This is a genomic window from Burkholderia sp. WSM2230 (genome assembly GCF_000472445.1).
Classification (GTDB): domain Bacteria; phylum Pseudomonadota; class Gammaproteobacteria; order Burkholderiales; family Burkholderiaceae; genus Paraburkholderia.
The window spans coordinates 368151-394630 of the sequence record NZ_AXAJ01000004.1 but is presented as its reverse complement, the minus strand read 5'-3'; the positions used below and the strand labels follow the sequence as shown (position 1 = coordinate 394630).

The 26480-nt window shown below is 64.2% G+C and carries 26 protein-coding genes, 1 other RNA gene and 1 riboswitch; of the genes, 12 read left to right on the top strand and 15 right to left on the bottom strand.

Translation table 11 applies throughout. The annotated features are described in order from the left end of the window. From A3AC_RS29170 to lptF, 4 genes are all read right to left on the bottom strand, one after another. Positions 1 to 611 (bottom strand): phage late control D family protein (locus tag A3AC_RS29170; protein ID WP_035475019.1); only part of this gene is annotated, 611 nt, incomplete at its 3' end. A 433-nt stretch (positions 612 to 1044) separates the two neighbouring features. Next, positions 1045 to 1425 carry a sirohydrochlorin chelatase gene (locus tag A3AC_RS0111915; RefSeq protein ID WP_025599077.1) on the bottom strand — a complete coding sequence of 127 codons (381 nt, stop codon included), beginning with the start codon at positions 1423 to 1425 and terminating at the stop codon, positions 1045 to 1047. A gap of 11 nt (positions 1426 to 1436) precedes the next feature. Then, positions 1437 to 2585, bottom strand: coding sequence for an LPS export ABC transporter permease LptG (gene lptG / locus A3AC_RS0111910; RefSeq protein ID WP_025599076.1), 1149 nt, complete (start codon positions 2583 to 2585; stop codon positions 1437 to 1439). A 3-nt stretch (positions 2586 to 2588) separates the two neighbouring features. After that, positions 2589 to 3686: an LPS export ABC transporter permease LptF gene (gene lptF / locus A3AC_RS0111905; protein ID WP_025599075.1), complete on the bottom strand. Its 1098-nt coding sequence runs from the start codon at positions 3684 to 3686 to the stop codon at positions 2589 to 2591. A 137-nt stretch (positions 3687 to 3823) separates the two neighbouring features. Between lptF and A3AC_RS0111900 the strand changes: the two genes are divergently transcribed. The 3 genes from A3AC_RS0111900 (at position 3824) to A3AC_RS0111890 (ending at position 6777) form a co-directional block, all read left to right on the top strand. Further along, positions 3824 to 5380, top strand: coding sequence for a leucyl aminopeptidase (locus A3AC_RS0111900; protein ID WP_025599074.1), 1557 nt, complete (start codon positions 3824 to 3826; stop codon positions 5378 to 5380). 61 nt (positions 5381 to 5441) lie between these two features. After that, complete coding sequence (locus tag A3AC_RS0111895; RefSeq protein ID WP_025599073.1) at positions 5442 to 5858, top strand: DNA polymerase III subunit chi; 417 nt, start codon at positions 5442 to 5444, stop codon at positions 5856 to 5858. A 103-nt stretch (positions 5859 to 5961) separates the two neighbouring features. Then, the gene (locus tag A3AC_RS0111890; protein ID WP_025599072.1) at positions 5962 to 6777 is read left to right on the top strand and encodes a DUF2486 family protein; all 816 of its coding nucleotides are present in this window, start codon (positions 5962 to 5964) and stop codon (positions 6775 to 6777) included. 111 nt (positions 6778 to 6888) lie between these two features. Here A3AC_RS0111890 and A3AC_RS0111885 read toward each other — a convergent pair whose 3' ends face one another. Next, entirely contained in the window at positions 6889 to 7230 is a 342-nt protein-coding gene (locus tag A3AC_RS0111885) for a c-type cytochrome (protein ID WP_025599071.1), read from the bottom strand. A 202-nt stretch (positions 7231 to 7432) separates the two neighbouring features. Then, positions 7433 to 9106, bottom strand: a complete 1674-nt coding sequence (gene ilvD / locus A3AC_RS0111880; protein ID WP_025599070.1) for a dihydroxy-acid dehydratase — start codon at positions 9104 to 9106, stop codon at positions 7433 to 7435. Between the two features lie 131 nt (positions 9107 to 9237). Between ilvD and A3AC_RS0111875 the strand changes: the two genes are divergently transcribed. Beyond that, positions 9238 to 10221 (top strand): LysR family transcriptional regulator, encoded by a 984-nt coding sequence (locus A3AC_RS0111875; protein ID WP_025599069.1) that lies wholly within the window; start codon positions 9238 to 9240, stop codon positions 10219 to 10221. 111 nt (positions 10222 to 10332) lie between these two features. After that, a complete protein-coding gene (gene lgt, locus A3AC_RS0111870) occupies positions 10333 to 11232 on the top strand; it encodes a prolipoprotein diacylglyceryl transferase (protein ID WP_025599067.1) in 900 nt (299 codons plus the stop codon). A 105-nt stretch (positions 11233 to 11337) separates the two neighbouring features. Here lgt and A3AC_RS0111865 read toward each other — a convergent pair whose 3' ends face one another. The 5 genes from A3AC_RS0111865 to A3AC_RS0111850 form a co-directional block, all read right to left on the bottom strand. Continuing rightward, positions 11338 to 12069: an SIMPL domain-containing protein gene (locus tag A3AC_RS0111865; RefSeq protein WP_025599066.1), complete on the bottom strand. Its 732-nt coding sequence runs from the start codon at positions 12067 to 12069 to the stop codon at positions 11338 to 11340. A 257-nt stretch (positions 12070 to 12326) separates the two neighbouring features. Beyond that, on the bottom strand, positions 12327 to 12785 hold the full coding sequence (locus A3AC_RS0111860) for an EVE domain-containing protein (RefSeq protein ID WP_025599065.1): 459 nt from the start codon (positions 12783 to 12785) through the stop codon (positions 12327 to 12329). Positions 12786 to 12890: 105 nt separating this feature from the next. Next, positions 12891 to 13072: non-coding RNA, 6S RNA (gene ssrS / locus A3AC_RS29925), on the bottom strand. 140 nt (positions 13073 to 13212) lie between these two features. Continuing rightward, positions 13213 to 13527 carry a cell division protein ZapA gene (locus A3AC_RS0111855; protein WP_013338465.1) on the bottom strand — a complete coding sequence of 105 codons (315 nt, stop codon included), beginning with the start codon at positions 13525 to 13527 and terminating at the stop codon, positions 13213 to 13215. Further along, positions 13524 to 13880 carry an ATPase gene (locus tag A3AC_RS0111850; protein WP_025599064.1) on the bottom strand — a complete coding sequence of 119 codons (357 nt, stop codon included), beginning with the start codon at positions 13878 to 13880 and terminating at the stop codon, positions 13524 to 13526. Before A3AC_RS0111850 ends, A3AC_RS0111855 begins: the two co-directional genes overlap by 4 nt. Positions 13881 to 14098: 218 nt before the next feature. Next, positions 14099 to 14408, top strand: a riboswitch (cobalamin riboswitch). An 89-nt stretch (positions 14409 to 14497) separates the two neighbouring features. Here A3AC_RS0111850 and A3AC_RS0111845 point away from each other — a divergent pair. The 6 genes from A3AC_RS0111845 to cobC are packed head-to-tail and all read left to right on the top strand — an operon-like array spanning position 14498 to position 20814. Beyond that, on the top strand, positions 14498 to 16360 hold the full coding sequence (locus A3AC_RS0111845; protein WP_025599063.1) for a TonB-dependent receptor domain-containing protein: 1863 nt from the start codon (positions 14498 to 14500) through the stop codon (positions 16358 to 16360). Between the two features lie 27 nt (positions 16361 to 16387). Beyond that, the gene (locus tag A3AC_RS0111840) at positions 16388 to 17458 is read left to right on the top strand and encodes a FecCD family ABC transporter permease (protein WP_025599061.1); all 1071 of its coding nucleotides are present in this window, start codon (positions 16388 to 16390) and stop codon (positions 17456 to 17458) included. Positions 17459 to 17468: 10 nt separating this feature from the next. Then, positions 17469 to 18311, top strand: coding sequence for an ABC transporter ATP-binding protein (locus A3AC_RS30990; RefSeq protein ID WP_025599060.1), 843 nt, complete (start codon positions 17469 to 17471; stop codon positions 18309 to 18311). Between the two features lie 33 nt (positions 18312 to 18344). After that, positions 18345 to 19406, top strand: a complete 1062-nt coding sequence (cobT, locus tag A3AC_RS30985; RefSeq protein WP_025599059.1) for a nicotinate-nucleotide--dimethylbenzimidazole phosphoribosyltransferase — start codon at positions 18345 to 18347, stop codon at positions 19404 to 19406. A 47-nt stretch (positions 19407 to 19453) separates the two neighbouring features. Continuing rightward, positions 19454 to 20239 carry an adenosylcobinamide-GDP ribazoletransferase gene (locus A3AC_RS0111825; RefSeq protein ID WP_025599058.1) on the top strand — a complete coding sequence of 262 codons (786 nt, stop codon included), beginning with the start codon at positions 19454 to 19456 and terminating at the stop codon, positions 20237 to 20239. Beyond that, complete coding sequence (gene cobC / locus A3AC_RS0111820) at positions 20224 to 20814, top strand: alpha-ribazole phosphatase (protein ID WP_025599056.1); 591 nt, start codon at positions 20224 to 20226, stop codon at positions 20812 to 20814. The genes A3AC_RS0111825 and cobC overlap by 16 nt, the downstream gene beginning before the upstream one ends. A gap of 185 nt (positions 20815 to 20999) precedes the next feature. On the opposite strand, the gene A3AC_RS0111815 is transcribed toward cobC, so the two are convergent. The 4 genes from A3AC_RS0111815 to cobU form a co-directional block, all read right to left on the bottom strand. Continuing rightward, the gene (locus A3AC_RS0111815) at positions 21000 to 21908 is read right to left on the bottom strand and encodes a cobalamin-binding protein (RefSeq protein ID WP_025599055.1); all 909 of its coding nucleotides are present in this window, start codon (positions 21906 to 21908) and stop codon (positions 21000 to 21002) included. Positions 21909 to 21985: 77 nt separating this feature from the next. Continuing rightward, entirely contained in the window at positions 21986 to 23095 is a 1110-nt protein-coding gene (cobD, locus tag A3AC_RS0111810; protein ID WP_025599054.1) for a threonine-phosphate decarboxylase CobD, read from the bottom strand. After that, complete coding sequence (gene cbiB / locus A3AC_RS0111805; protein ID WP_025599052.1) at positions 23088 to 24023, bottom strand: adenosylcobinamide-phosphate synthase CbiB; 936 nt, start codon at positions 24021 to 24023, stop codon at positions 23088 to 23090. The genes cobD and cbiB overlap by 8 nt, the downstream gene beginning before the upstream one ends. Continuing rightward, complete coding sequence (gene cobU / locus A3AC_RS0111800; protein ID WP_025599051.1) at positions 24023 to 24577, bottom strand: bifunctional adenosylcobinamide kinase/adenosylcobinamide-phosphate guanylyltransferase; 555 nt, start codon at positions 24575 to 24577, stop codon at positions 24023 to 24025. The genes cbiB and cobU overlap by 1 nt, the downstream gene beginning before the upstream one ends. A 301-nt stretch (positions 24578 to 24878) precedes the next feature. Here cobU and A3AC_RS0111795 point away from each other — a divergent pair, with 301 nt between their 5' ends. Beyond that, the gene (locus tag A3AC_RS0111795) at positions 24879 to 26474 is read left to right on the top strand and encodes a cobyric acid synthase (protein ID WP_156924603.1); all 1596 of its coding nucleotides are present in this window, start codon (positions 24879 to 24881) and stop codon (positions 26472 to 26474) included. Positions 26475 to 26480: the final 6 nt, after the last annotated feature.

Below are 26480 nucleotides of genomic sequence, written 5' to 3'. Positions count from 1 at the left end.
TCATCCCCGAACACGATCACGTCGCCATGCTTGCCCTGCTCGAAATAGCAGTAGATGCCTTCCTTCTGCATCAGCATCTGGATGTACGAAAGATCCGACATCTGATACTGGAAACGGAAGGGATGCTGTGGATATTTCCGCCGCAGCTTGAATAAAAACTGATGGCCCTTGAAGCCGTGCCGGCGCAGGATCGCCTCGATGATCTGCGGCGCGCTCTGTTGCTGGTAGATGCGGCTCGCGCGCGCAAGCCTCAAACGCGCGATATGCGCTTCGACCACGATCCGGTAGCCGGTGAAGTCTTTAGTCGTCTTCGTCCTGCTGAAGCGCGTGATGCAGCCGGCGAACACGCGTGGCGGACTGCCGTCGGCGGGATCGATCGTGAAGCTCGCATCGCGGCCGAGGTAGTCCGCGCGTGAAAGCGCTTCGGGATGCGTGAGTTCCACCGTCACACGATACGGCTCGCCAAGACGCTCGACAGCGTTGAACGAGACCACTGACAAAGCGCGGCCGTTTGCAGGCCCAGTCACGTGAAGCGCATATGACTGCCGCCCGCTGACGGCGTCCACCCATCCTCCATTGCGCGTTGCCGCGGCATCGAGCCGGTCGTTCATCGCTTCTTGTCCTCTCATCGGTTTGTCGGCGCGGCAGAATCCGGCGACGCGCGGAAACGAATCATCTCGTTCCCGAAATGCAATTCGCGCGGACCGGCAAGCTCGTCGCTCAGACTAGTCGATCAGGCGAGACGGCGAAATCGGATTTCCGCTGGCCGGGAAGAGGAAAGGGCTTAAATGCGTGTGAGGACAATCTGAAGATGCGCGAGCGATGCCCGGCACATGCAAATTGTGGAAAACGCATGCCGTCGCAGGTCGACGGCAAAGGCGAACCACGCCCGGGCGCAATCCGATGGAGATAATTGCAACTGATAGGAGACCTACGGCGCGCTAAGACAGAGACGCGGCTCAGCCAAAGAGAACGAATGCAACAACGGGCCTGGAAAGACCGACTTGCACCGCGCGAAAACAGAAAATCAAGAAAGGCTTAGCCTCAAACCTGCCGCAAACAATAAGCCGCGACAGCCTCAAGCACAGCCTCGTCCTCACCGACAGCAACAGCACATCGAATTTCCACAGAAGGCTGTGCCTCGCGGCAGCGCTGAATCAGCTCAGGCAAATCCTTCCTGATATGCCCGCCTTGCCCGAAGAACACGGGCACGACGGTAATCACATCGCACCCATCGGCCACGAGCTGGCCGACCGCCGTTCGCAGATCCGGCTCCATCAACTCGAGAAATGCCAGACGTACATGCCCATCGCCGCCGCCTGAAGCGCGCGCTGCGCGCAGCTTCTCCGCGAGCCGTTCGAACGGCTCACGCCAACGCACATCTCGTGCGCCGTGCCCGAACAGGACCAACCCATGCGTAGCCATTGCGAAGGCTCCTAATGGCGATCAACCCACTTCAGCCCGACCAATCCCAGCACCAGATAAACCAGTCCCGGTGTGGCTGCCGTCAACGGCGCGGGCCACGTGTTCAATGTGCCGATATGCGAGAACAGCGTATTGAACAACTGGAAGCTCATCCCGAGCATGATCCCGCCGAACACCTTCATGCCGACCACGCCAGCGCGCGTATGCAGATAAGCAAACGGCAGCGAAAGCACCAGCATCACGAACACGGCAAACGGATACAGCAGCTTGCGCCAGAGCGCGATCTCATAGCGCTGCGTGTCCTGATGGTTCTCCGTCAGATGCTGAATGTAGCGGAAAAGGTTGAACATCGACATGCGATCTGGCGAGACCAGCAGCACCGACAGAATCTGCGGCGTCAACTCGGAGCGCAGCGAATACTCGGGCAGCGCAACCTGCTTCGCGCGATACACGGGGTTCAGCGCATCGGCCGGCGTGCCCGCAGGAGGCGGCACGTCGATCAACTGCGTATCCGTCACGCCGGTCAATTTCCAATGACCGGGCGGCTGATAGACCCCGCTCTGCGCGATGCGCACGTTCGAGAGCCGGAACTTGGAATCGAATTCATAGATCCGCACATTGCTGATCGTCGCGTCCGGCTTCAGTTCGCCGACGTTGACGAAGCGCGTGACCTGCTCGCCGTCGGCGCGCGCGGTCAGCGTGTCCTTCACCCACACGCCCGACTGGAAGTTGCTCGACACGGACGACCCCAGCGCCTCCAGACGCACGCGCTCGGACAGTTGATCTGTGTACGGGCCGACCACTTCGCCGATCAGGTACGTGAGAAACACCAGAGGAATGCCGATTTTCAGCAGTGAGCGCAGCGCCTGATTGGTGGCGAGTCCCGACACGCGAAAGATCGTGTACTCGGAATTCGCCGCCATCTGCGCGAATACGTAGATCGCGCTGATCAACGCGGCGACCGGAATGATCTCGTAGAAACGCGACGGCGTTTGCAGCGCGACGCGCAGCACCGCGTACTGGAATTTGTAGTTGCCGTGGCCGACCGAGTTCAGTTCGTTGATCAGGTCAAAGAAGAAGAACAGACCCGAGAACGCGAACAGAATGAAGATGAACGTGAGATAGATCTGACGCGCAAAGTACCTTTCATAGATGCGCATCGCTCAGGCCTCCTGCGCACGGCTGAACATGGCCCGCGTGAAAAGCGGCCGGTTGCGCACGCGCAGCCAGAAGATGAACGCGACAATGCCGGCCACGATCACATGCAGAATCACGAGACCAACGCCGAACGACATCTTGCCTTGCTCGATCCACGACTGCACAACATTCAGCAGATTCGAATACGTCAGATAGATCAGCACGGCCATCACGAGGTTGATGGTGCGGCTGCGCCGCGGGTTTTGATGCGCAAGCGGAATGGCGAGCAGCATCAGATTGATTGCGATGAGCGGCAGCCCCGCGCGCCACGCGAATTCCGCGAGGTTTTCCTTTGTCGGATTGCGCAGCAGCGTAAGCGTGGGCGTACCGGTGGTGGTGGGCGTGTTGACAACCGGCTGGCTCTCGATTCTGACGCCGTAACGCTCGAATTCCATGATGCGGAAATCCGGATGCCCCGGTTCGCCTTCATAACGCCGGCCATTTTCCAGCACGACGAAGCGGTCGCCGTTCTTGTGCGTTTCGGTATGACCGTTCTTCGAGACCACCACGTTGACCTTGCCGTTTTCCGTGCTGGTCACGAACACGTTCTCGACGTGGCCCTGGTCGGGCGACATCTTTTCGATGAAGAACACGCGATGGCTGGCCGCCGATTCGCGGAACTGTCCGGGGGCGAGCAACGACACCTCGTCGCGCTGCTGGAAACGCGCGCGAATCAGCTTGCTTTGCTGGTTCGACCACGGCCAGCCGACGAACACGAAGAACATGATGAGAATGACGATCGGCGTGGCGAACAGGCCGATCGGCTTGATGAATTGCGTGAGGCTCACACCCGAGGACAGCCACACGACCATCTCGGAGTCTTTGTACCAGCGTGTCAGCACGAACAGGATCGACACGAACAGCGTGGCGACGAGCATGATCGCGAGGTAGCCGATCACAGTCAGGCCGATCAGGACCAGCACGTCGCGCGGGTCGATCTCGCCTTGCGCTGCAAAGCCGACGATGCGGATCATCATCGTGGTCAGCACGAGCGTGAGCAGAACCATGAACACGGCACCAGCCGTATACGCGAGTTCGCGCTGGAGGGAGCGTTCGAAGATCATTATTGATGACGAGAGGGGGCGCTCTCAGCGACGCGCGGGTTGCTTTCCGTCACGCCTCCGGTGCAGCCGCCGCGGGAAAAATAGCGGATAATTGCGGCTTTCATCCTAAGCCCAGATTTTATCCGAGGACAAGCGCGATGGACTTTAGCATAAAAGCCTGTGATTGGACCAAAGGCTCGTCAAACGGTTTCCTCACCGGGAAATCGGATTGCATCGTAATCGGCGTGTTCGAGTCGCAAACGCTCTCGGGCGCGGCACTTGAGATTGACGCGGCCACCAAGGGCCTCCTGACCCGCATCATCAAGGCGGGCGACATGGACGGCAAAGCAGGCACCACGCTGTTCCTGCATGAAGTCTCGGGTATCGGCGCATCGCGCGTGCTGCTTGTCGGGCTCGGCAAACAGGACGCTTTCAGCCAGAAAGCTTACGGCGAAGCGGTGCGCGCGGCATGGCGCGCGCTGCTCGCCACCAAGGTCGTGCAAGTCACGTTCACGCTGGCCCAATTGCCTGTCCTCGAGCGTTCGGCCGACTGGGGCGTGCGCGCCGCGATTCTCGCGTTGCGCGAACTGACCTACAGGTTTTCGCAGATGAAGAGCAAGCCGGATAACTCGGCGCGTGCATTGAAGCGCATTGTCTTCAGCGTGAATACTGGCGACGAGAAGGCCGCCAAGCTCGCCGCGAAGCAGGGCGCCGCGCTTGCCAACGGCATGGACCTGACGCGCGACCTCGGCAATCTGCCGAGCAACGTGTGCACGCCCACCTATCTCGCGAACACCGCGAAGAAGCTCGCGAAAGACTGGAAGCTGAAGGTCGAGGTGCTCGGCGAAAAGCAGTGCGAAGCGCTCAAGATGGGCTCGTTCCTGTCGGTCACGGCGGGTGCGGTCGAGCCGGCGCAGTTCATCGTGCTGCAGTACCACGGCGGCGCCGCGAAGGCCGCGCCGGTCGTGCTGGTCGGTAAGGGCGTGACGTTCGACACGGGCGGCATTTCGCTCAAGCCGGGCGAAGGCATGGACGAGATGAAGTACGACATGTGCGGCGCCGGTTCGGTGCTGGGCACGCTGCGCGCGGTCGCCGAAATGGGCCTGAAGATCAACGTGGTCGGCATCATTCCGGCTGTGGAGAACATGCCCTCGGGCACGGCCACCAAGCCGGGCGACATCGTCACCAGCATGAAGGGGCTGACGATCGAAGTGCTCAACACGGACGCCGAGGGCCGCCTGATCTTGTGCGACGCGCTCACCTACGCGGAGCGTTTCAAGCCGGCCGCGGTAATCGACATTGCCACGCTCACCGGCGCGTGCATCATTGCGCTTGGCCATCACAACAGCGGCCTCTTTTCGAAAGACGACGCGCTCGCGGGCGAATTGCTCGACGCGTCGCGCGAGGCGTCGGACCCGGCCTGGCGCCTGCCGCTCGACGACGAGTATCAGGAGCAGTTGAAGTCGAACTTCGCGGATCTGGCCAACATCGGCGGACGTCCGGCGGGCAGCGTGACGGCCGCGTGCTTCCTTTCGCGCTTCACCGACGCGTATCCGTGGGCGCATCTGGACATTGCCGGCACGGCCTGGAAAAGCGGCGCAGCCAAGGGAGCGACGGGTCGGCCGGTGCCCTTACTCGCGCAGTTCCTGATCGACAGGGCCGCTGACGGCCGGGCTGCGGACGGCCGCCCCGCGGATGGCCGCCCCGCACAATGACGCATTGCAGTAACGTCGCACGTGCCGCAGTGCCGGCACAAGGCGCAAAGCGGAGCCGCCGATGACTCGAATCGACTTCCATTCGAACGTCGGCGACTCGCTGCTGTATGCGTGCCGCCTCGCCCGCAAGGCGTACCAGGCGGGGCAGCCCACCATCGTCGTGGCCGAGCCCGAGCGGCTGCGCGCGTTCGACGAACAGTTGTGGACGTTTTCCGCGCTCGACTTTGTGCCGCACTGCATGGCGGGCACGCCGCTCGCCGCGCAAACGCCGATCGTGCTGGCCACGAATCTCGACGACGTTCCGCATCATCAGGTGCTGCTCAACCTGGGGGCGAGCGTGCCCGCGCAGTTCGCGCGCTTCGAAAGATTGCTTGAAGTGGTGGGTAACGCACACGACGAACTCATTGCCGGCCGCGAGCGCTATCGCTTCTATCGCGATCGCGGCTATGCTTTGAACAACTACAAGCAGGGCGGCTAGGCCTTCGTCCCGCGTCGCGTTGTGCGTTGCGTCGTGTCTTTGTTCAGGCGCTTCAGCACATACGCGGCCTGCTTCCGCCAAGACTCAAACACGGAGAGCGCACGTGTCCGATCCCAACGATAACTCGATCCCTATCCTGCAAGAGGTGCTAGTGCCGGGCCACGCGGCGCAAAAGCGCGAGCCGCAGAGCGGTGGCGCGGCTCCGGCTGTTGCAGAGCCCGCGGATGGCGTTGCTGCGCCTGACGTTGCGCAGCCTTTGGCCGAAGCTACCGCGCCTGCCGCTGCGCAGCCTTCAACGGTAGCCGCTGCGCCTGCCGCTGCGCAGCCTTCAACTGAAGCCGCTTCGCCCGCCACCGCTCCGGCCGACATGCCGCTGCGCGAATCCGAGGGGCTTCACGAGTCCGGCTTGCAAGCCGAGCCCGAACTCGCGCCGCAGCCGGTTCTCTCGCCGGAAGAAACGCTGGCTCCCGAACCCGTGCTTGCACCGCAGCCCGCAGCGGTTCGCGCTCAGCCGAAAATTCATTCCGACGATGCCCATCGCGCAGCCGAAGCCGAGCACGCACACGACGAGGTGCTTGCGGCATCGGCGGGCGTGTTCGATCGCACGGAGCCGCCGCCGCCGCTCGAAGCAGGCGCTACGGTGCCGCCGGACATTACGCAGGACGGGAGCGAGCGGGCAACTGCGGGCGTCGATGCCGAACTCATCGCCGGGCGTCTACGCGAACGCTTCGCAACTTTCCTGGCGGGCGATGGACGCGCCGTCGTCGAAGAACGCTGTCGCAGCGCGGTGCAGGAGCACACCAGCCGGCTTGTCGATCAGATCACGCGCGAAGTGGTGTTGACGTTGGAAAAGGAAATGACTGGCTGGGTACGCGAAGCAGTTGAAGCGGAAGTCGCACGGCGAACATCTGGCGCGTGATAGTGCAGCGGGGCGCGTATTGAATTGGGCTCGCGCCTTTGCAAGCACCGGTCACACGCAACCTACACACTCGCGACGAGCGCAAGCGGCGAGCATCCAGGCTCGCTCGCGTTACTTCAACGTCAACACCCAGCTCGCCAATGTGGCCGCCTGCTCAGGCGTGAGCTGCGTGTTCGCGGGCATCGGCACCTGGCCCCACACGCCCGCGCTGCCATCCAGAATCTTGTGCTTCAGATAGGTGGCGGCGTCTTCGCGGCCCGAGTATCGCGCGGCGACATCGTGCAGCGCCGGCCCCATGAACGGCCGCGCCACCGAGTGACAACTCATGCAGTTCTGCTGCTGTGCAAGCGCGAGTCCTGTCGCCGCTTCGGCGTGCGCACTCGCGCTGACGCCGATGGACATGGCGGCGAACACGGCAGCCGCTGCAAGCACCGCATACGACATTGATTTCATTCTGGTCTCCGCCGGTGCAGTTGCCCGACTTGTGGTGCAAGCATTATAAAAGGAAAGGGGCGCACGGTTTTTCGTGCGCCCCTTTCGCTTTTACGTAGGGCGTTTCGCCCGATCGTGCCTGCCGGGCTTCATGGGTCACCGCGAGCCCCGCCGCGTGCTTCGCGCGCGCCCACCGGTCACAAAGCAGGCCGCGCGAGCGGCCTCAGCCCGTGACCGCCCCCTTGTTGGCCGGCAACGCGAGCGCCGAGTATTTCGCCAGCACGCCGCGCGTGTAACGCGGCTTCGGCTGCTGCCAGGCGGCGCGGCGGCGCTGCAGTTCGGCGTGGTCGACATTCAGTTGCAGCAGCAACTTGTGCGCGTCGATGGTGATCGAGTCGCCTTCCTGCACCAGCGCGATCGTGCCGCCGACGAACGCTTCCGGCGCCACGTGGCCGACCACCATGCCCCACGTGCCGCCCGAGAAGCGCCCGTCGGTAATCAGGCCGACGCTTTCGCCGAGCCCCTTGCCGATGATCGCCGAAGTCGGCGCGAGCATTTCAGGCATGCCCGGACCACCCTTCGGCCCGAGATAGCGCAATACGACGACGTCGCCGGCAACGATCCTGTCCGCCAGAATTGCTTCGAGCGCGCTTTGCTCGTCGTCGAACACGCGAGCCGGGCCGGTAATGACCGGGTTCTTGAGCCCGGTGATCTTCGCGACGGCGCCGTCTTCCGCGAGATTGCCCTTGAGGATCGCGAGGTGGCCCTCCTTGTACAGCGCCTGCTCGATGGGGAAAATTACCTGCTGATCCGCGCGCGGCTTGCCCGGCACGTCCTTCAGTTCCTCGGCGAGCGTCTTGCCGGTGATGGTGATGCAGTCGCCGTGCAAAAGCCCCGCGTCGAGCAGAATCTTCATGACCTGCGGAATGCCGCCCGCCTTGTGCAGGTCGGTCGCGACGTACTGGCCCGACGGCTTCAGGTTGCAGATCACCGGCACCTTCTTGCGCATGCGCTCGAAGTCTTCGATGGTCCACTCCACTTCGGCGGCGTGCGCGATTGCCAGATAGTGCAGCACCGCGTTCGTCGAGCCGCCCGTCGCCATGATCAGCGCGACGGCGTTTTCGATCGACTTCTTCGTGATGATGTCGCGAGGCTTCAGATCTTTCTTGACCGCTTCGACAAGCACGCGCGCCGATTCAGCGGCCGAGTCGACTTTTTCCTGGTCCGGATTGGCCATCGTCGACGAATACAGCAGCGACATGCCGAGCGCCTCAAACGACGAGCTCATCGTGTTCGCCGTGTACATGCCGCCGCACGAACCGGTGGACGGGCATGCGTTCCTTTCGACGCCTTCGAAATCTTCCTGCGACATCCGGCCCGCCGTGAATTCGCCGACCGCCTCGAACGACGACACGATGGTCAGATCGACGCCTTTCCAGTTGCCCGGACGGATCGTGCCGCCGTACACGTAGATGCCCGGCACGTTCATGCGCGCGAGGCCGATCATGCCGCCGGGCATGTTCTTGTCGCAGCCGCCAATCACGACCACGCCGTCCATCCATTGGCCCTGAACGCAGGTCTCGATACAGTCGGCGATCACTTCGCGTGACACCAGCGAGTACTTCATGCCTTCGGTGCCCATGGACATGCCGTCCGAAATAGTCGGCGTGCCGAAGATCTGGGGATTCGCGTCCGCGCCCTTGACCGCGGCGACGGCGGCGTCGGCCAGACGCTGCAGGCCCGCGTTGCACGGCGTGATGGTCGAGTGGCCGTTCGCGATGCCGATCATCGGCTTGTCGAAGTCCTCCTTTTGATAGCCGAGCGCGTAATACATCGAGCGGTTCGGCGAACGGGCCACGCCCTGCGTGATGTTCTTCGAACGACGGTTGTATGCCATGGGGAACTCCAGTCTGTTTGTTTTGCTGGTCGGTCCAGTGTAGTTCGGACGCGTCGGGCAAGAATGCAATTTTGCGATATGCGTGTCCAATATATTATTGGCGGCTGATTAGGTCGTAAAATGTATTAATCATGCTGTCTACCGTTCCCGACCTGCGTCAGTTGCGCTATTTCGTGACCGTCGCCGAAGAGAAGCACTTCGGCCGTGCGGCCGCGCGCCTTTCGATGACGCAGCCGCCGCTGTCGCAGGCAATTCGTGCGCTCGAGGAGACGCTCGGCGTCGAACTGTTCGCGCGCACGAAGCGCTCGGTGGAGTTGACGCGGGTGGGCGCCGACCTGTTGCCCGAAGTGCAGCGGCTGCTGGCCGGCGCGGAAGGGCTGCGGCCGCTTGCGCAAAGCCTTGCGCGCGGCGAGGCGGGCGTGCTGTCGCTGGCGTTCGTGTCGACCGCCGACTACGGCCTGCTGCCGCGCCTCTTGCGCGACTTCGGCGCGCGCCATCCGCGGGTGCGGCTCGAATTGACCGAGGCCACGAGCGACGTGCAACTGGACGAACTCATGGCCGGGCGCATCGACGCAGGCCTCGTGATCGCGCCGCTGCCGTCGCGTCATGCCACGCAACTTTCCTGGCTGCCCATCGAGCGCGAGCCGCTCGTCATTGCAATGTCGACGGAGACGGCGGCGCGCGTGGCGGCTGCCGCCGGCAGCACTGGCGACCCGCGCGCCGAATGGCTCGCCGCGCCGGTTAGCTTGCGCGAGGTGGCCGATGCGCCGCTCGTCGTCTTCCCGCGACGTTTGGCGCCGGGCTTTTATGACATCATTATGGATTGCTACGGCGTGGCGGGGCTCGCGCCGCGGATCGGCCAGGAAGCGATACAGATGCAGACCATCGTGAGCCTCGTGTCGGCCGGCATGGGTGTCGCACTGGTGCCGCAATCGCTGCGTAACCTGCGCCGCACCGGCGTCGTCTACCGGCCGTTGCGGGAGTCCGTGCCCGCTATCGAGACAGGCCTCGTGTGGCGCAGCGCCGAGGTGAGCCCGGTGCTCGCGGGCTTTATCGAAATCGTGCGCGCTCATGCTGCCGCTCATGATGCGCAGCCGGCCGCGTCGCCTGTTTAGTGCAGCGTCGGCGAACGCATTGCGCGCGCAGCCGTCCAACGCAAGCGGCATACGCCGCTCGCCGTCCATTCCAACCAAAGCTTCTGAACCCGAACTGCCCATAACAACACGATGCTCATTCACCCGAACTTCGACCCCGTTGCCATTCACCTGGGGCCGCTTGCCGTGCGCTGGTACGGACTGATGTACCTCGTCGCGTTCATCGCGGCGATTGTCGTCGGCAGGCTGCGGCTGCGTTTGCCGTATGTCGCGGCACAAGGCTGGACGCCGAAAGATATCGACGACATGCTGTTTTACGGCGTGCTCGGCACGATTCTCGGCGGCCGGCTCGGCTATGTGCTGTTCTACAAGGCGAGCTTTTACTTCGCGCATCCGCTCGACATCTTCAAGGTGTGGGAAGGCGGCATGTCGTTTCACGGCGGCTTTCTGGGCGTGACGTTCGCAATGGTGCTGTTTGCGTACCAGCGCAAACGCTCGTGGCTGCAGGTCACGGACTTCGTCGCGCCAATGGTGCCGACCGGGCTCGCGGCGGGGCGGCTTGGCAACTTCATCAATGGCGAGTTGTGGGGGCGCGTGACCGATCCTTCCGCGCCGTGGGCGATGCTCTTTCCCGGCGCCGCGCCCGACGACGCCGCGTGGCTCGCCGCGCATCCGCAACTGGCGGCGCAATGGCATCTGACCGAAGTGTTCGCGCAATACCACATGCTGCCGCGTCATCCTTCGCAGTTGTACGAGATTGCGCTGGAAGGCGTCGCGCTCTTCTTCGTGCTGTTCTTCTTTTCGCGGAAGCCCAAACCGCTCGGCGCGATTTCAGCCGTGTTCCTGATCGGCTACGGCCTCGCGCGCTTCACGGTTGAATTTGCCCGCGAGCCCGACGACTTCCTCGGGCTCCTCGCGATGGGCCTCTCCATGGGCCAGTGGCTTTCTCTGCCGATGATTCTCGCGGGTATTGCGATGCTCGTGTGGTCGTATCGCCGTGGCCGCAGCGAACCGGCGCACGCGCTGCCGTGAGTGTGCGATTCGCTGGGAAATAGACAAGAAGACGCCACGGCATGCCGTGGCGTTTCTGTTTGCGATGCCTGGTTCGTCGTCAACAGTGAGCGATGCGACGCAGCATCACTTCATCTGGACCGAGCCCGAGACATTGACCGTCACCGTCGACGTGCCGCCTTCTATCGGCACCGGCGCGGCCATTTTCGCGTCGGCGCCCATAGCGCGCGCGCTCATCATCATGACGGGGCGCGGCATGACGCCGTTGTGCCCGACGTTGACCTCGCGAATCGAATAGCCGCTATAGCCGAACGCCTGCGCAGACGAAGCCGCCTGCTCGCGGAACGATCTGATCGCCTCGCCAGTGAGCTTCTGCTCGGCCGCGCGCTGCGCTGCTGGCGACAGCGAGAACTGCACGTTGCCGACCTGCATGATGGATGCCATTTGCCCCGCAAGCTTCGACGCCGCGGCGAAGTCGTGCGATTCGAGCACGACCTCCGTGCGGCCGCGCCATGCGGAGATGCGGCCGTCGCGATCCGTGGATGGGTAAATCGAGAACGAACCGGTGCGCGCGGTCACGCCGCTCACGCCCTTGGCTTTTTGCAGCGCCGAATCGGCGCGCTGATTCAATGTCGAAGTGAGCGACGACGGGTCGCTGGCTTCCTGCTCATAAAAGAGCGTGATGTCGACCACATCTTGCGGCACCTCCGCGCTGGCCTGCGCATTCAACGACAGCACGCCGGCCGGTTGATAGGGCGCGACGCTCTGCGCGCGCGAGAGAGCCGGCGTAAGTGCGAGCGCAGCAGGTGCCGCGCAGACGAGCGCGAAAGCGAGTGCACGTGCGGTGTGTTTCGTCATTATTGGACTCCTTGCTTGAACAGAATGGCGCGCGGCGAGGGCGCGCGATGCAACGGCATGGCCCTTGCACGAGCCGTTGCGAGTCCGTTAGGCGCTAGTAACCTGAGCTTGGTTCCCTAATTTAACCTTGCCTGAACCTTTACTCAGCAGCTTCGCCCGCGACGTTTGTCCGCACTGTTGGTCCTCACCCGTGGCCCGCAATGTGGCTTGCATCGTTCACGGCGGCGCACACGGCCACGCACCAAACGTCGGTCAATTCAAACAAGCCGCGTCGTGATGAAGCGCCATTCGGCTTCAGTCACCGGCGTGATCGACAGACGGTTGCCTCTTGCCAGCACGCGCATATCTTTCAGTTCTTCGTGCTCGCGCAAGGCCGCGAGCGGAATCAGCGGAATCTTCTTCTTGAACACGACGTCGACGAGCAGCCAGCGCGGCGTTTCTTGCGACGACTTTGGGTCGTAATACGGGCTCTTGCTGTCGAACTGCGTTGGATCCGGATATGCAGCGGACGCCACTTCAGCGATCCCCGCGATGCCCGGCTCCGGACAGCTCGAGTGATAGAACAGCACGCCGTCGCCGACCTGCATGGCGTCGCGCATGAAGTTGCGCGCCTGATAGTTGCGCACGCCTGTCCACGGCAGCGTGCGGTGCGGGGCGTTGGCGAGATGGTCGATGCTTGCTTCGTCCGGTTCGGACTTCATTAGCCAGTAGCGCATGAATCGAATTGAACGTTAAGGGTTTGAAGAAGCAGGGAAAAGAGACACGAAACGCGGGGCACAAACAAAAACGGCATCGGACCCAAGTCCGATGCCGTTCCCAATAAGGTCCCCGCCTTAGCCGCTAGGCCGGCATCCTGAACCGGGGGTTCAGAATTGGTCGCAGTTAGCAGCACTTCGGGTACATCAGACAGAGTGACGCGCACGCCCGTGCTACAAATTTCCGCAACCGTGCACATGGCATTGGTTCAAGGAATATATGACCTTGGCGAACCAGGCAGGGAAGCTAAACCGATAAAACTGAAACGATTGGATTCAAACGTTTGCTATGCGTTGTTCGTGCATGCTTCACGAACCTTGCTTGCGCATTTACCGTTTGACTCCATGGCCGGTATTATGGCCGGCCAGCACTACTGGCAACTGCTGCTTACTGCACGCTGTACTGCGCGATGACAGTACCCAGTTGCTCGTTCATTTGATGCATTGTACGCCGGATTTCCTCAGCGGGAAATGCTTCTCCGTGACGCACGCTTTGTTGCAGCTTAAGCAGTTCGGATGCCAGCGATAGCGCAGCCATCACAGCAATGCGATCCGTGCCGCGCACGTTGCTGTTATTGCGGATCTTCGACATTTCGGCGTCGACTCGCGCGACTGCCTCGAGCAGCGCACCTTCCGTTTCCGGCGAGCAGGCGAGGCGATAGGGCACGCCGAGAATCGAAACTTCGATCTGCTTGGTGGTCATGCATTTTCTCCGTGGCGAGTGGCGTCGCTCTCCGCTTGCACTTCATGCTGAGCGGGCTCGAGCAGATCGAGCTGGTTGTCCGGCTCGTTGTGCGCGCGCGCGCGCGGCAATTTCTCGAGGATCGCGTTTAGCCGCACCTGAGCGTCGTCGATCTTGGCCGACAGCGCGTCGCGCTCCGCTTGCAGTGCGTCGCGTTCCTCGCGCAGCAGCGCAAGTTCCGTGCGCGTGGCTTCTGCTTCGGCGCGCGATTGCGCGAGTTGCTCTTCGAGCGCGATACGCGCTTCATTGTGGCGCTGGCTGATAGCGATCAGCTTGCCGATATTCTGTGAAAGTGTTTCGAGTTCGGTGAGCATGTGCTGCGTCCTCTAAAGACCTCGCATTTTAGCGCGGAATGTCGCACGTTCCGACAATTGTCTCGTTTCGAGACGTAACAACACCGCTTTTTGCAGGCTTTTTTCGACTGAAGAAGAAAATCTACTCGCGTGCCGGACATCGCGTCGGACATAAGTTCGACCCTGTCCGAATGAATCGCTCGTGCGGCCCGCGTTCTTGACTGACCCTGAGGCCGCTCATACACTGGCCGCACTTTGGTGCCCGCGCGCATTTCACTGTGCGCGCAGTTAAACGGGAAGCAGGGCGCGCGGTTCATCTGAACGCGCTAACCTGCGCTGCCCCCGCAACGGTAAGCGACCGCATTGGCGCGCTCATATCGCAGTTCAGTACTGCCATACGGGTAGCAGTTGGCTAGCAGTTCGCGCTTTGCAGTTCGATCCCACTCGCGTGTTCCGGTTCAACTCGCGAGTGTGCCACTGCGCGTCACGCGTGGGAAGGCGGGATTGAAAGTCGTTAGCCCGGATACCGGCCAGAGGGAGGGGCGCGATCCGCGAAATGTCAAAAGCGCACGCGCCTCGTTACGCGATGGCCTGCGGGGAAGCGGGCCGCGCACGCCATCCACGGGAACTCTCATTCCATGCTGTCCCCCATCGCCCGCGCGGTGTTGCTCGCTTTTGCAGGGCTGCCGCATTTCGCGTATGCACAGGCCACGGCGCCTGAAAACGCCGATTCGTCGTTCACTGTTTTATCGCCGGTCGTAGTGACCGCCGAGCGCGGACCGCAAGCGCTCGCCGATACGATTCCGCAAACGGCGCTGTTCGATCAGCAGGACATCGCCGACACCACCGCGACCGATCTGCCCGGCCTGCTGCAACTTGCGCCCGGCGCGCAGATCTCGCGTACAGGCGGGCCCGGTTCGACGGCGAGCCTCTATTTGCGCGGCGCATCCACGACACAATCGCTGGTTCTTGTCGACGGCGTGCGCGTCGATTCAGTGAGTCTCGGCACCGCGCAAATCGCCCAGATTCCGCTCGACCAGATCGATCACGTCGAAGTCGTGAACGGCAACGTGTCCGCGTTATACGGCTCGGGCGCGATCGGCGGCGTGGTCCAGGTGTTCACCAAAGGCGGCGGCGACCATCCGCCGCGCTTCAATTTCTCGGTGGGCTACGGCAGTTATCACACGCAGACACAGCAGATCGGCGCCAACGGCGCACTGGACAACGATGGCCGCACGACCTTCAGCATTTCGCTCGCGCGCTCGAAAGACGACGGCTTTTCCGCGCTCAATCCGCGCGAGGCGCCCAATGCCAATCCCAATGCGAACGGCTATCTGAACGAGAGCGTCTCGGCTTCGCTGCGTCACAAGTTCAGCGACAAGTGGGATGCGGGCGTCAGCTATTTCCAGTCGAACGGCAACAACAGCTATGACAACGCGTACGGCGCGCCGACCGATCTGAACAACCTGTACACGAAGGTTCGCCAGGTGTCCGCGTTTGCGAACGGCAAGGTGACCGACTGGTGGACCACGCACCTGATCGTCTCCGAAGGCGACGATCGCAGCGTGTCGAACACCAACGGTCTGTACAACGGCCGCTTCGATACCGACAACCGGCAGTACACGTGGCAGAACGATTTTGCGCTCGCCGCGCAGCAGAAACTGCGCGTGGGTTACGAGCATCTCGACCAGCGCCTCGATTCCGATACGTTTGCCGCGCCTAACCGTCGCGTGGATTCCGCTTTTGCGGGCTACTCGGCGCGCTTTGGGCGCAGCCAGATTCAGGCGAACGTGCGGCGTGACCAGTACTCGGATTTCGGCGGAGCGAACAGTTACTATCTCGGCTATGGGTTCGACATCACGTCGCATTGGAAGGTGAGCGCAAGCTACTCCGATTCGTTTCGCGCGCCGAGCTTCGACGATCTGTACTATCCGATAAGCGGCAATCCGTCGATCCAGCCAGAGCGCAGCCACTCGCTCGAGGCGGCGCTGCAATATGCGTCGAATGCGCTTGGCGTGATGCGTTTGAGCGCTTACCAGACGCGCTATTCGAATCTGATCGATTATCAGCAGGTCACGCCGGGCATCTATCTGGCCGAGAACGTGGGGCATGCAAAAGTGCAGGGAATCGAGGGATCGTGGAGCGGACATGTGGGCAAGACGGACGTGCGCGCATCGGTGACGCTGCAAAATCCCGTCGATCTCGACAACGACGTGGACCTCGTGCGGCGCGCGCGCCGTTTTGCGTCGCTGGCGGTGAATCGCAGCATCGCCGGATGGCGTGTAGGCGGCGAGTGGATCGTGAGCGGTCCACGCGAAGACAGCAGCGGCAAGCTGGGCGGTTACGGCATCGTGAATCTGTCCGCGCGCTACAACATCACGAAAGCGTGGTACGTGGCGGCGCAAATCCAGAATCTGTTGAACAAGGACTATGAAACAGCCTACTCGTATAACTCGCCGCGACGCGGTGCGTATGTCACGGTCGGCTGGCAGCAGCAATAACGCGCGCGCCATGCCGGGAGCGTCCCGATGAACCGTCACCCGGCTTCGCTGCCCGCCACGCTCCACGCGATGAGCGCGAAGCGCGCTGCCGCGATCTGGCTCGTGCTTGCACTTGCCGCGCTTGTCGTGCTGATCGCGTCGCTCGCGTTGGGCAGCGTGTCGCTCGCGCCGTCGAGCGTGATCGAGGCGCTTTCGCCGCTGCCGCTTTCACCACTGCATGCGTCTTCGCAAACAATACCTGCCGACCTCGCCAGCGAGATCGTCCGCACGCTGCGTCTGCCGCGTGCATTGGCCGGTTTCGCATGCGGCGCGTTGCTCGCGCTGGCCGGCGCGCTGCTGCAAGTGCTGTTGCGCAATCCGCTCGCGGAGCCTTATGTATTGGGCGTATCCGGCGGAGCAGCGAGCTTCGCGCTGGTCGCGATGATCGCCGGCAGCGCCTGGTGGCTCGTCGACGTGTCGGCGTTCGCGGGTGCGTTCGTGTCGATTCTTCTTGTGCTCGGCCTCGCGCGCCGCGAGTTGTGGCGCGGCGAACCGCAGGACACGTCGCCGCGTTTGCTGTTGACCGGCGCAGTGATTGCCGCCGGTTGGGGCGCGCTGATCACGCTGCTGCTCAATCTCGCGCCCGACAACCGTTTGCGCGGCATGCTGTTCTGGCTCACCGGCGACCTCAACGGCAATGCAATGCCGTGGACGGCGCTCGCCGCGCTCGTCATCGTGCTGATTGCGATCGTGCCTGTTGCGCCGCGCCTGAATGTGCTGTTACGAGGCGATGCGGTTGCAGAAGCGCTGGGCGTTGCAGTGATGCCGCTGCGGCTGCGCGTCTATCTCGCGGCTTCGCTCGCCGCGGCCGCGGCCGTGACGACCGCGGGCACCATCGGCTTTGTCGGGCTGGTCGTGCCGCATATGCTGCGGCTCGCATTCGGCAACGATCAACGCATGCTGCTGCCTGCCGCTGCGCTCGGCGGCGGCGTCGCGGTGATGGGCGCGGACCTGATCGCACGCCTCGTCATTGCACCGGCGCAATTGCCGGTCGGCGTGATCACCTCGATCATCGGCGTGCCGGTGTTTCTGTGGATGCTGCTGCGCGCTCCCCGATGATGCATACCCGATGACGCACACGTCCAACCAGGCCCAGCCCGCGCTCAGCGCCCAACGCGTGACGTTGCGTGTTGGCGCGCGTACCTTGCTCGACGCCTTCACGCATACCTTCTACCCCGGCGAGATCTGGTGTGTCGCGGGCCCGAACGGCGCGGGCAAGACGACGCTTCTGTCGACGCTCGCAGGTTTGAGGCAACCGTCGGCGGGATACGTCGAATTGGACGGCATACGTCTTGCCGACTGGCGCCGTCAGCTGCTTGCGCAGCGTCGCGCGCTGATGCCGCAAAGCGCGCCCGACACCTTCAGCGCGAGCGTGCTGGACATCGTCATGCTGAACCGCTTCCCGCATCTGACCGGTTGGGGCTGGGAGCGCGAGGCCGACCGGGAGGCCGCGCGCGCTGCACTGGAGCTGCTGGGCCTCACCGGATTCGCAGCGCGCGACGTGCTGTCGCTCTCCGGCGGCGAACGTCAACGCGTCGCGCTCGCCGCGGTGCTGTGTCAGCAAGCGCCGCTTCTGCTGCTCGACGAACCGCTTTCGCATCTGGATCTGCATCATCAGATAGAGTGCCTGGAAGCGCTCGCCGAATGGACGCGGGAGCCAGGGCGTAGCGTGCTGTTTTCATGTCACGACCTGAATCTCGCGCGCCGCTTTGCGACACACGCGCTGCTTCTCGATGGTAAGGGCGCCGCATATGCCGGCCCTGTGCACGATGTACTGACGCCCGCGTTGACGAGCCGCGTCTTCGGCTACCCGCTGATTCTGATTCGCGACGGCGACCACGAGGCGCTGATTCCCGCCCCGCGTTCGCGTCACGAATCGTCTTCGGTTCATGACCCGGTGGCACGCCGCTAGCCAGACCACAATATCATCTATCTCCACGAACTCATGACCTCCTCGCCAAGCCTCCCCGCATTGCCCGAAGTTGAAGCGCTCGATCAAAGCTTGCGCGGCGGGCTTCAGCACATCATCGATACGAAGACGAAGCCGCCCGGCAGTCTCGGCCAGCTTGAAGCGCTGGCGTGTCAAATGGGCCTGATCCAGCGCAGCATGCATCCCACTGTGCAACGGCCGGCGCTGATCGTGTTCGCCGGCGACCACGGCATTGCTGCCGAAGGCGTGAGCCCGTATCCGCAAGCGGTGACCGCGCAGATGGTGGCGAATTTCCTCGCGGGCGGCGCGGCGGTGAATGCATTGAGCCGCGTCGCCGGCATCGAACTGGAAGTCGTGAACGCGGGCATTGCGCTGCCCCTGCCGCGCACCGACGGGCTGATCGACATTCCGGTTGCAGCAGGCACGCGCAACTTCGCGCGCGAACCGGCGATGACTCGCGAACAGGCGCTCGCCGCAATGCAGGCCGGCGCCGCGCGCGTGCGGCATCATGCGGTGCTTGGCAGCAACGTCATCGGCTTTGGCGAAATGGGCATCGCGAATACGTCGGCGGCAGCGTGTCTGATGAGCCGCCTGTGCGGCGTGCCTATCGACGAGTGCGTGGGCCGCGGCACCGGTCTCGACGACGCCGGGCTCGCGAAAAAGCGCAACGTGCTGGCAGCGGCGCTCGCGCATCACGCTGCGTCGCATGCGCCACTCGATGTGCTCGCAACCTTCGGCGGCTTCGAAATCGCGATGATGGCGGGCGCGTATCTCGCGGCGGCGCAAGCGCGCATGACGATTGTCGTCGACGGCTTCATCGCCGGTTCGGCTCTGCTGGTTGCTAACGCGATTGCCCCGAGCGTGCGCGAATACTGCGTGTTCGCACATGCGTCGAACGAAGCGGGGCACCGGCGCATGCTCGAGCATTTCGGCGCGCGGCCGCTGTTGTCGCTCGATATGCGGCTGGGCGAAGGCACCGGCGCCGCGCTCGCCGTGCCCCTGCTGCGCGCGGCCTGCGCGTTCATCAACGAAATGGCGAGCTTCGAATCGGCCGGCGTGGCGAATCGCGAAGACTGAGCGACGCCCGCCATGTCCTCCAACAACATGCACGCGATCACGCACCTATGAACCCGCTGGCGGAATTGCGCTACTTCTTCACCGCGCTCGGTTACTTCACGCGTGTGCCCGTGCCGCGCTGGGTCGGCTACGAACCGCACTATCTGAATGCAGCGGCGCGTTATTTTCCGCTCGTCGGCGTGCTGATCGGCGGTGTCAGTGCGCTTGTGTATCTGGCGGCGTTGCGCATGTTTCCGGCGGGTGTCGCGGTGTTGCTGTCGATGGCGACGTCGCTGTTGATCACCGGCGCGTTTCACGAGGACGGTCTCGCTGATTGCGTCGATGCGTTCGGTGGCGCCTATACGCGCGACGATGTATTGCGCATCATGCATGACTCGCGCATCGGCGCATTTGGCGCGATAGCGCTGGTCATCGCGCTCGCGCTCAAGTGGCAGACACTCGCCGCCTTGCCGCCGTCGCGTGCCGCTGGTTTGATGATCGCGGCCCATGCTGCAAGCCGCGCGTGCGCAATCAGCTATCTCGCCACGCTCGACTATGTGCGCGCCGAAGGCAAGGCGAAGCCGGTGGCGCAACGTCTGAGCGGCACCGCGCTGCTGTGTGCGACGCTCTTTGGATTGCCGTGGCTGTTATGGCCCGATGTTCCGCGCGGGCTTTTCGCGGCCGACTGGCGCTTTGCCGGCGCGACGCTTGCGATGCTCGTCGTGCTGCGCTTTGGGATGGGCCGATACTTTGTGAAGCGCATAGGCGGCTACACCGGCGACTGCCTCGGCTTCGCGCAGCAGATTTTTGAACTGAGCATCTATCTGGTAGGGCTCGCATGGATATCGTCCTGATTCGCCATCCCGCGGTCGCCCTCGACGCGGGCGTGTGCTACGGCCACAGCGATGTGGCGCTCGCCGAGGCCGCCGACGTGTCGTCGGCCGCGCTCGCGCTGAGGCTTGCGGGCTTGCAGGTACCCGCACCGCGCGTCGTGATGTCGAGTCCGTTGACGCGCTGCTCCGCGCTTGCCGTCGAAATAGCGAACGATTTCGGCTGCGTGCTGAGCCACGACGATCGGCTGAAGGAAATGAACTTCGGCGACTGGGAAGAGCGTCGCTGGGACGCGATCGATCGCGAGTTGCTCGACGACTGGGCTGCCAACTTTGAACACGCGCGAGCGCATGGCGGCGAGAGCGTCGCGCAGTTCGTCATGCGAGTGCGCGCGTGGTTCGACGCCTACACGCAGACTCGGGAGCTCTCGCCCGCGTATGTGGTGACGCATGCGGGCGTGATGCGCGTGATTGCTTCGCTGGCGCTTGGCGTGCCGCTCGAACGCTGCCTGCGATGGGCGCTTGAAACAGGCGGCATTGTCTGGTTGCGTCGCGGCGATGAGGGGCAGCCGTGGTCGCTTGTGAAGTGGAATGCTTGAGGGTGAGGGTTGTGAGGCGAGTGGGATTGAGTAGCATGGAGCGATTAGTCAGCGTTACTGAATATTTGTAGTGTGACCAGGCATCATTGCACGTCGGTCAGAATCACCTCTGTCACTCAGCGTCGCTGCTGCGCTGATGAGCGTCATTTCGCATCTCTTCTCTGCGCTGCGCCTCGCTCCGCGCTCTACTTCCTGCGTGAGCGCGCGAGTTCAAGATCTTCGCACATCTGCCTCGCGCCCTGCACGATGCGCGGCGCGGGCCGGTTGATCAGATCGCCGTCGATGGCAAACAGGTTGTTGTTCGCCACCGCGAGTAGCCGCGGCCACGCGCGCCATGCGCCGAGTTGCGGCAAGGTGGTGTCCGGTCTGGTCGCGCCGGGCGCGGCAGTGACGATCGCCTCGGGATTCGCGGCGAGGACTGCTTCGGTCGAAACCGTGGGGACGAGCGGTTGCAGCGCGGCGAACACGTTACGACCGCCGCATAGCTCGATGACGTCGCTGACCATATGTTCGCCGTTGAGCGTCATCAACGGTTGATCCCACACCTGATAGAACACGTTGACGGTTGGCCGCTTCGCGTACTGTGCGCGCAAGTTCGCGATCTCGCGACGATACGCGGCCGCGGCTGAGTCCGCCGTGGACGACGTGCCGAGCAACTGGCCGAGCTTCGTCAACGAGACAGCCACATCATCCAGGCGATGCGGCTCGCTAAAGAACAACGGTATGTGCAATTCGCGCAGACGGTCGAGCTGACGTTGCGCATTGCCGTGCCGCCACACCACGATCAGATCGGGCTTGAACGCGACGATGCGTTCGAGGTCGAGCGACTTGTTGTCGCCAACGCGCGGCAGTTGTTTCGCCTCGGGCGGATAGTCGCTGTACGATACGGCGCCCAGAATCTTCGATCCGCCGCCGGCCGCATACAGAAGCTCGGTGACATGCGGCGCAAGACTGATCACCCGTTGCGCTGCAGCGGGCAGGGTGACGACAGCGCCGGTGTCGTCGGTCACACTGATGCTGGCACGCGCCGGCAAGGCGGCGATAATGAAGGCAGCAACGAGAGCGAGACGGGCATGGCGTGCGAATGGTGTCATCGATTCGGACGTCGAAGTTTGCGTTGAACATATGAGTGATGCTGCGAGGCGCACGAGCGTTGCAGTGGCCAAATGGATCATCTCGATGCCGCCGCCGGCGCGGCAATCGCCGCCATTGCCGCGCGCAAGCTGTCTTGCAGACGCGCCCATTCCTCTTCGCTGCCGGGCAAGCCGAAACGCACGCTGCCGGACGGGGCGAAAAGCCGCGTCCATACGCCGCGCGTGGCCAACGCTTCATGCAAGGCCGGGGCGCGTGCGTCGTCGGTCCATGCGAAGAGCGGTGTGGCGCGTGTGCGAATGCCATCGGCTTGCAACAGATCGACAAGCCGCGCGCTTTCCGCGGCCAGTCGAGAGCGCATTTGCTGTTGCCAGCCGCGATCCGCAAATGCGGCCTTCACGGCATGACGTGCCGGGCCGCTGACGGTCCACGCGCCGAGCGCGCGGCGCAGCCGTTCGATCATGACCGGCGATGCCAGCACGAACCCCGCGCGCACGCCCGCTAATCCAAAGAACTTGCCCGGCGAGCGCAGCACAATCAAACCTTCGCGATTGGTGTGCGCTGCGAGCGAAGCGGCGGGCATCGTGTCGGCAAAGGCTTCGTCGACGATCAGCGTGCCGCCGCGCGCGCTCAGCTGCGCATGCCATGCGAGCAGCTTCGCAGCGCTCAGATGGTCGGCGGTCGGATTGTTCGGATTCACAACGATCGCGTGCATCAGTGCTTCGGGCAAGACGTCCCACGAAATATCGAGCGATACTACGCGATGCCCGGCGCGCTCGAACGCCGGCGCGTATTCGCTGTAGGTGAGCGGCGCGACGCCGGCTTGCGCGCGCGGCAGCAACGCCGGCAGCGCGCGGATCGCCGCCTGGCTTCCTGCAACGGGCAGCACGTGCGCGGCATCGGGCGCGCCGTAATAGCGCGCGGCGCAGTCGGCGAGGCCGTCGCCTTCGTCGGGCAGGCGGCGCCACACGTCTGCGGGAACGGGCGGCACCGGATAGCCGTGCGGATTGATTCCCGTCGACAGATCCAGCCACTCGCCGTACGGAATGCCATAACGCCGGGCCGCTTCGTGCAGATTGCCGCCGTGCGCGATCGGCGCGCGGTGCGCCGCTGAAGCCTCCGTTGCGAAGGAGGCTTGCTCAGGCTGCGCATCTCGAGGAGAGCGCGGGTGGGCGGTTCGTTCAGACATGCAGCGGCACGCTCAGCAAGGCCAGCACGATGAGCACCGCGAGCCACAGGATCATGGTGCGCTCGACCAGCATCAGCGCGGCCGTAATGTGAGCGGCCTTGGCGGGATGACCGAAGCCGAGCGTGGGCCGATGTTCGAGCGCGCCGTGATAAACGGCCGGGCCGCCGATGAGCACGTTCAGGCTGCCCGCGCCCGAGGCCATTACCGGGCCGGCGTTCGGGCTGTCCCAGCGCGGCGCCTGCTCGCGCCAGCAGCGCCACGCGGTGCGCGTGTCGCCGAGCAGCGCGTAGCTCGCGGCAGTGAGGCGCGCGGGAATCCAGTTGAGCACGTCGTCGAGGCGCGCGGCCGCCCAGCCGAAGCGCAAATAACGCGGCGTGCGATAGCCCCACATGGCATCGAGCGTATTGGCCAGACGAAAGCCGAGTGCGCCAGGACCGCCGGCGAGCGCGAACCAGAAGAGGGCGCCGAAAATCGCGTCGTTGCCGTTTTCCAATGCGGATTCGACCGCGGCGCGCGACAGCGCGGCTTCGTCGGCATGCGCGGTTTCGCGTGAGACGATCCGCGCGGTCAGCAAGCGCGCCTGCTCGAGGTCGCGCTGTGCGAGCGCTTTCGCAATCGGCTCGATATGGTCGTGCAAACTGCGCGCGCCGAGCGCGAACCACAGCAGCGCGACGTGCACGGCACAGGCCGCAAAGAAAGGCAGCACAGCCACGAGCCACCACGCGATCAGCACCGGCGGCAGCACGGCCAGGGCCCATGCGAGCAGGCCCTTGAGCCGCAGGCGCCGTCCGCGGTTGTAGTGCGCCTCGAGGCGCGCCGCCCATTTGCCGAAACCCACCAGCGGATGCGCGCCGTGCGGCTCGCCGATCCAACGGTCCACGGCCACGCCTGCGGTGGCGAGCGTCACGATGAGGGGAAGCGTCAGCATCAGGCGCCGCCTGCGCTTTTGAGCGGGAGCGGCAGGCCCGCGACCATCATCGTGGCCTGCGTGGAGAGCGCCGCAATGCGCTGATTGAGCCGCCCGAGTTCGTCGACATAAAGACGCGTGGCCGCGCCGAGCGGCACGACGCCCAAACCGATCTCGTTGCTGACCGCGATGATCTTGCCGCGCGCGTTGGCGAGCACGGCCTCCAGCGCTTCGATGTGCGCCTGATATTGAGCGGGCGCCAACGGGTCGCCGTCGGCGGGACATAGCAGGTTGGCAAGCCATAAGGTCAGGCAGTCGATCAGCGTGCAATGCCCGGGCGCGTCCGCCTTCGATACCGCGCCCGCGAGGTCGAGGTCCGCTTCGAGCAGGCGCCAATGCGCCGGGCGCCGCGCGCGATGATGCGCGATGCGCGCGTTGAATTCGGCGTCGCCGGCAACGCGCGCCGTCGCGATGTAGGTGACGGGCAGCGCGCTTTGGCTGGCAAGCTGCTCCGCGTGCACGCTCTTGCCTGAGCGCGCGCCGCCGAGAACGAAGGTGAGGTCGTGGGAAATCATCGCGTGATTGTACCGGCGTGCCGGCGTGCAGAGCGGGCCGGCGCGATGGGATAATGCGGCGATTCGCGTCGCGTCGCGTCGCGTCGCGTCGCGTCGGGTCGGATCGTGTCGCGTCACGTCGGTTCGCGTCGCGTCACGTCACGTCGCACGGGCACGGGCGCGGGCGCAACATTGCGCTCGTCTGTTGCCGGCGAGCGGCCCATCATTCCTTTTCATCGTCGAGTCCAACGTTTCCGTGAGCAGCCAACCGATCCCGTCTGAGATTCCGCTCCACGCGCTAGCCGTGCCGCGCGGCACGCTGATGATCCAGGGCACCACGTCCGACGCCGGCAAGAGCACGCTCGTCGCCGGTTTGTGCCGGCTCGCGCGGCGCGCCGGTGTGCGCGTGGCGCCGTTCAAGCCGCAGAACATGGCGCTCAACAGCGCGGTCACCGTCGACGGCGGCGAGATCGGGCGCGCGCAGGCTCTGCAGGCGGTGGCCGCCGGGATCGCCGCGCACACCGACCTGAACCCCGTGCTGCTCAAGCCGACGAGCGATCGCGGCGCGCAGGTGATCATCCACGGCAAGGCGCGCATGAATCTCGACGCCCGCGCATATCACGACTACAAGCCGGTCGCCTTCAAAGCGGTGCTGGAATCGTATGCGCGGCTGCAAGCGGCGTACGACACGATTTTCGTGGAAGGCGCCGGCAGTCCGGCCGAGATCAATCTGCGCGAGCGCGACATCGCCAACATGGGTTTTGCAGAGGCGGTCGACTGTCCGGTGGTGCTGGTGGCCGACATTGACCGGGGCGGGGTGTTCGCGCATCTGACGGGCACGCTCGCCTGCCTGTCGGCGAGCGAGCAGGCGCGCGTGCGCGGGTTCATCATCAACCGGTTTCGCGGCGATATCGGGCTGCTGAAGCCGGGTCTCGATTGGCTCGAGGCGAAGACCGGCAAGCCGGTGCTCGGCGTGATCCCTTATCTGCACGGACTGACGCTCGACGCCGAGGACATGCTGCCGCCCGAGCTGCGCGCGGCGCAGCGCGGCGACGCCGCGCGCACGCTGCGGGTGGTCGTGCCGGTGCTGCCGCACATCAGCAATCACACGGATTTCGACGCGCTGCGCGCTCATCCGCAAATCGATTTTCACTACGTGCGCAGCGGCATGACGCCGCCGCCCGCGGATCTGATCATCCTGCCGGGGTCGAAGAACGTGCGGCAAGACCTGGCGTTCCTGCGCGCGCACGGTTGGGACGCGGTGCTGCAACAGCACCTGCGCTACGGCGGCCGGGTGATCGGTATTTGCGGCGGCATGCAGATGCTGGGCCGCGAGGTGGCCGATCCGCACGGCGTGGAAGGCGCGCCCGGTACGTCGGCTGGACTGGGCTGGCTTGACTACTCGACCGTGCTGACGCGCGACAAGACGCTCATGAACGTGACCGGTCGCCTTGCGCTGCCCGGCTCGCCGGAAGTGGCCGGCTACGAGATTCATATGGGCGAGACGCGGGGGCCGGCGCTGGAGTCGCCGGCGCTGCGCCTCTGGCAAGCGGCTTTTGCGGGCCAAATGGGCCGGGGGTGCCAAGACGGCCGAGCGGGCCAAATGGATCAAGCGGGCCAGGACGGCCAAGCAGGCCAAGCGTGCCAGGACGGCCAGGACGGCCAGGTCGGCCAAGTCGGCCAGGACGGCGAGGCGCGGCCGGACGGCGCCCTTTCCGCCGATGGCCAGATTCTCGCGACATACGTGCACGGCCTGTTCGACACGCCGGCCGCCTGCGCGGCGTTGTTGGCATGGGCGGGACTGAGCGACGCCGACGCGATCGACTACCCGGCGCTGCGCGAAGCGTCGCTGGATCGGCTGGCCGATACGCTCGCGGAGCATCTCGACCTGGCGGGATTGATGGCGGCGGTGAGCTGAGTGTGG

What these genes read in the sequence shown, in the direction of transcription:
- ilvD (WP_025599070.1), bottom strand. Translation starts at nt 9,106, where the DNA reads ATGGCATACAACCGTCGTTCGAAGAACATCACGCAGGGCGTGGCCCGT.
- lgt (WP_025599067.1), top strand. Translation starts at nt 10,333, where the DNA reads ATGCTCATTCACCCGAACTTCGACCCCGTTGCCATTCACCTGGGGCCG.
- A3AC_RS0111855 (WP_013338465.1), bottom strand. Translation starts at nt 13,527, where the DNA reads ATGACCACCAAGCAGATCGAAGTTTCGATTCTCGGCGTGCCCTATCGC.
- A3AC_RS0111895 (WP_025599073.1), top strand. Translation starts at nt 5,442, where the DNA reads ATGACTCGAATCGACTTCCATTCGAACGTCGGCGACTCGCTGCTGTAT.
- A3AC_RS0111850 (WP_025599064.1), bottom strand. Translation starts at nt 13,880, where the DNA reads ATGCTCACCGAACTCGAAACACTTTCACAGAATATCGGCAAGCTGATC.
- cobC (WP_025599056.1), top strand. Translation starts at nt 20,224, where the DNA reads ATGGATATCGTCCTGATTCGCCATCCCGCGGTCGCCCTCGACGCGGGC.
- A3AC_RS0111885 (WP_025599071.1), bottom strand. Translation starts at nt 7,230, where the DNA reads ATGAAATCAATGTCGTATGCGGTGCTTGCAGCGGCTGCCGTGTTCGCC.
- A3AC_RS0111795 (WP_156924603.1), top strand. Translation starts at nt 24,879, where the DNA reads ATGATCCAGGGCACCACGTCCGACGCCGGCAAGAGCACGCTCGTCGCC.
- cbiB (WP_025599052.1), bottom strand. Translation starts at nt 24,023, where the DNA reads ATGCTGACGCTTCCCCTCATCGTGACGCTCGCCACCGCAGGCGTGGCC.
- A3AC_RS0111875 (WP_025599069.1), top strand. Translation starts at nt 9,238, where the DNA reads ATGCTGTCTACCGTTCCCGACCTGCGTCAGTTGCGCTATTTCGTGACC.
- A3AC_RS0111825 (WP_025599058.1), top strand. Translation starts at nt 19,454, where the DNA reads ATGAACCCGCTGGCGGAATTGCGCTACTTCTTCACCGCGCTCGGTTAC.
- A3AC_RS0111845 (WP_025599063.1), top strand. Translation starts at nt 14,498, where the DNA reads ATGCTGTCCCCCATCGCCCGCGCGGTGTTGCTCGCTTTTGCAGGGCTG.
- A3AC_RS0111865 (WP_025599066.1), bottom strand. Translation starts at nt 12,069, where the DNA reads ATGACGAAACACACCGCACGTGCACTCGCTTTCGCGCTCGTCTGCGCG.
- A3AC_RS0111840 (WP_025599061.1), top strand. Translation starts at nt 16,388, where the DNA reads ATGAACCGTCACCCGGCTTCGCTGCCCGCCACGCTCCACGCGATGAGC.
- cobD (WP_025599054.1), bottom strand. Translation starts at nt 23,095, where the DNA reads ATGTCTGAACGAACCGCCCACCCGCGCTCTCCTCGAGATGCGCAGCCT.
- A3AC_RS0111860 (WP_025599065.1), bottom strand. Translation starts at nt 12,785, where the DNA reads ATGCGCTACTGGCTAATGAAGTCCGAACCGGACGAAGCAAGCATCGAC.
- cobT (WP_025599059.1), top strand. Translation starts at nt 18,345, where the DNA reads ATGACCTCCTCGCCAAGCCTCCCCGCATTGCCCGAAGTTGAAGCGCTC.
- lptG (WP_025599076.1), bottom strand. Translation starts at nt 2,585, where the DNA reads ATGCGCATCTATGAAAGGTACTTTGCGCGTCAGATCTATCTCACGTTC.
- A3AC_RS30990 (WP_025599060.1), top strand. Translation starts at nt 17,469, where the DNA reads ATGACGCACACGTCCAACCAGGCCCAGCCCGCGCTCAGCGCCCAACGC.
- A3AC_RS0111815 (WP_025599055.1), bottom strand. Translation starts at nt 21,908, where the DNA reads ATGACACCATTCGCACGCCATGCCCGTCTCGCTCTCGTTGCTGCCTTC.
- A3AC_RS0111900 (WP_025599074.1), top strand. Translation starts at nt 3,824, where the DNA reads ATGGACTTTAGCATAAAAGCCTGTGATTGGACCAAAGGCTCGTCAAAC.
- A3AC_RS0111915 (WP_025599077.1), bottom strand. Translation starts at nt 1,425, where the DNA reads ATGGCTACGCATGGGTTGGTCCTGTTCGGGCACGGCGCACGAGATGTG.
- lptF (WP_025599075.1), bottom strand. Translation starts at nt 3,686, where the DNA reads ATGATCTTCGAACGCTCCCTCCAGCGCGAACTCGCGTATACGGCTGGT.
- cobU (WP_025599051.1), bottom strand. Translation starts at nt 24,577, where the DNA reads ATGATTTCCCACGACCTCACCTTCGTTCTCGGCGGCGCGCGCTCAGGC.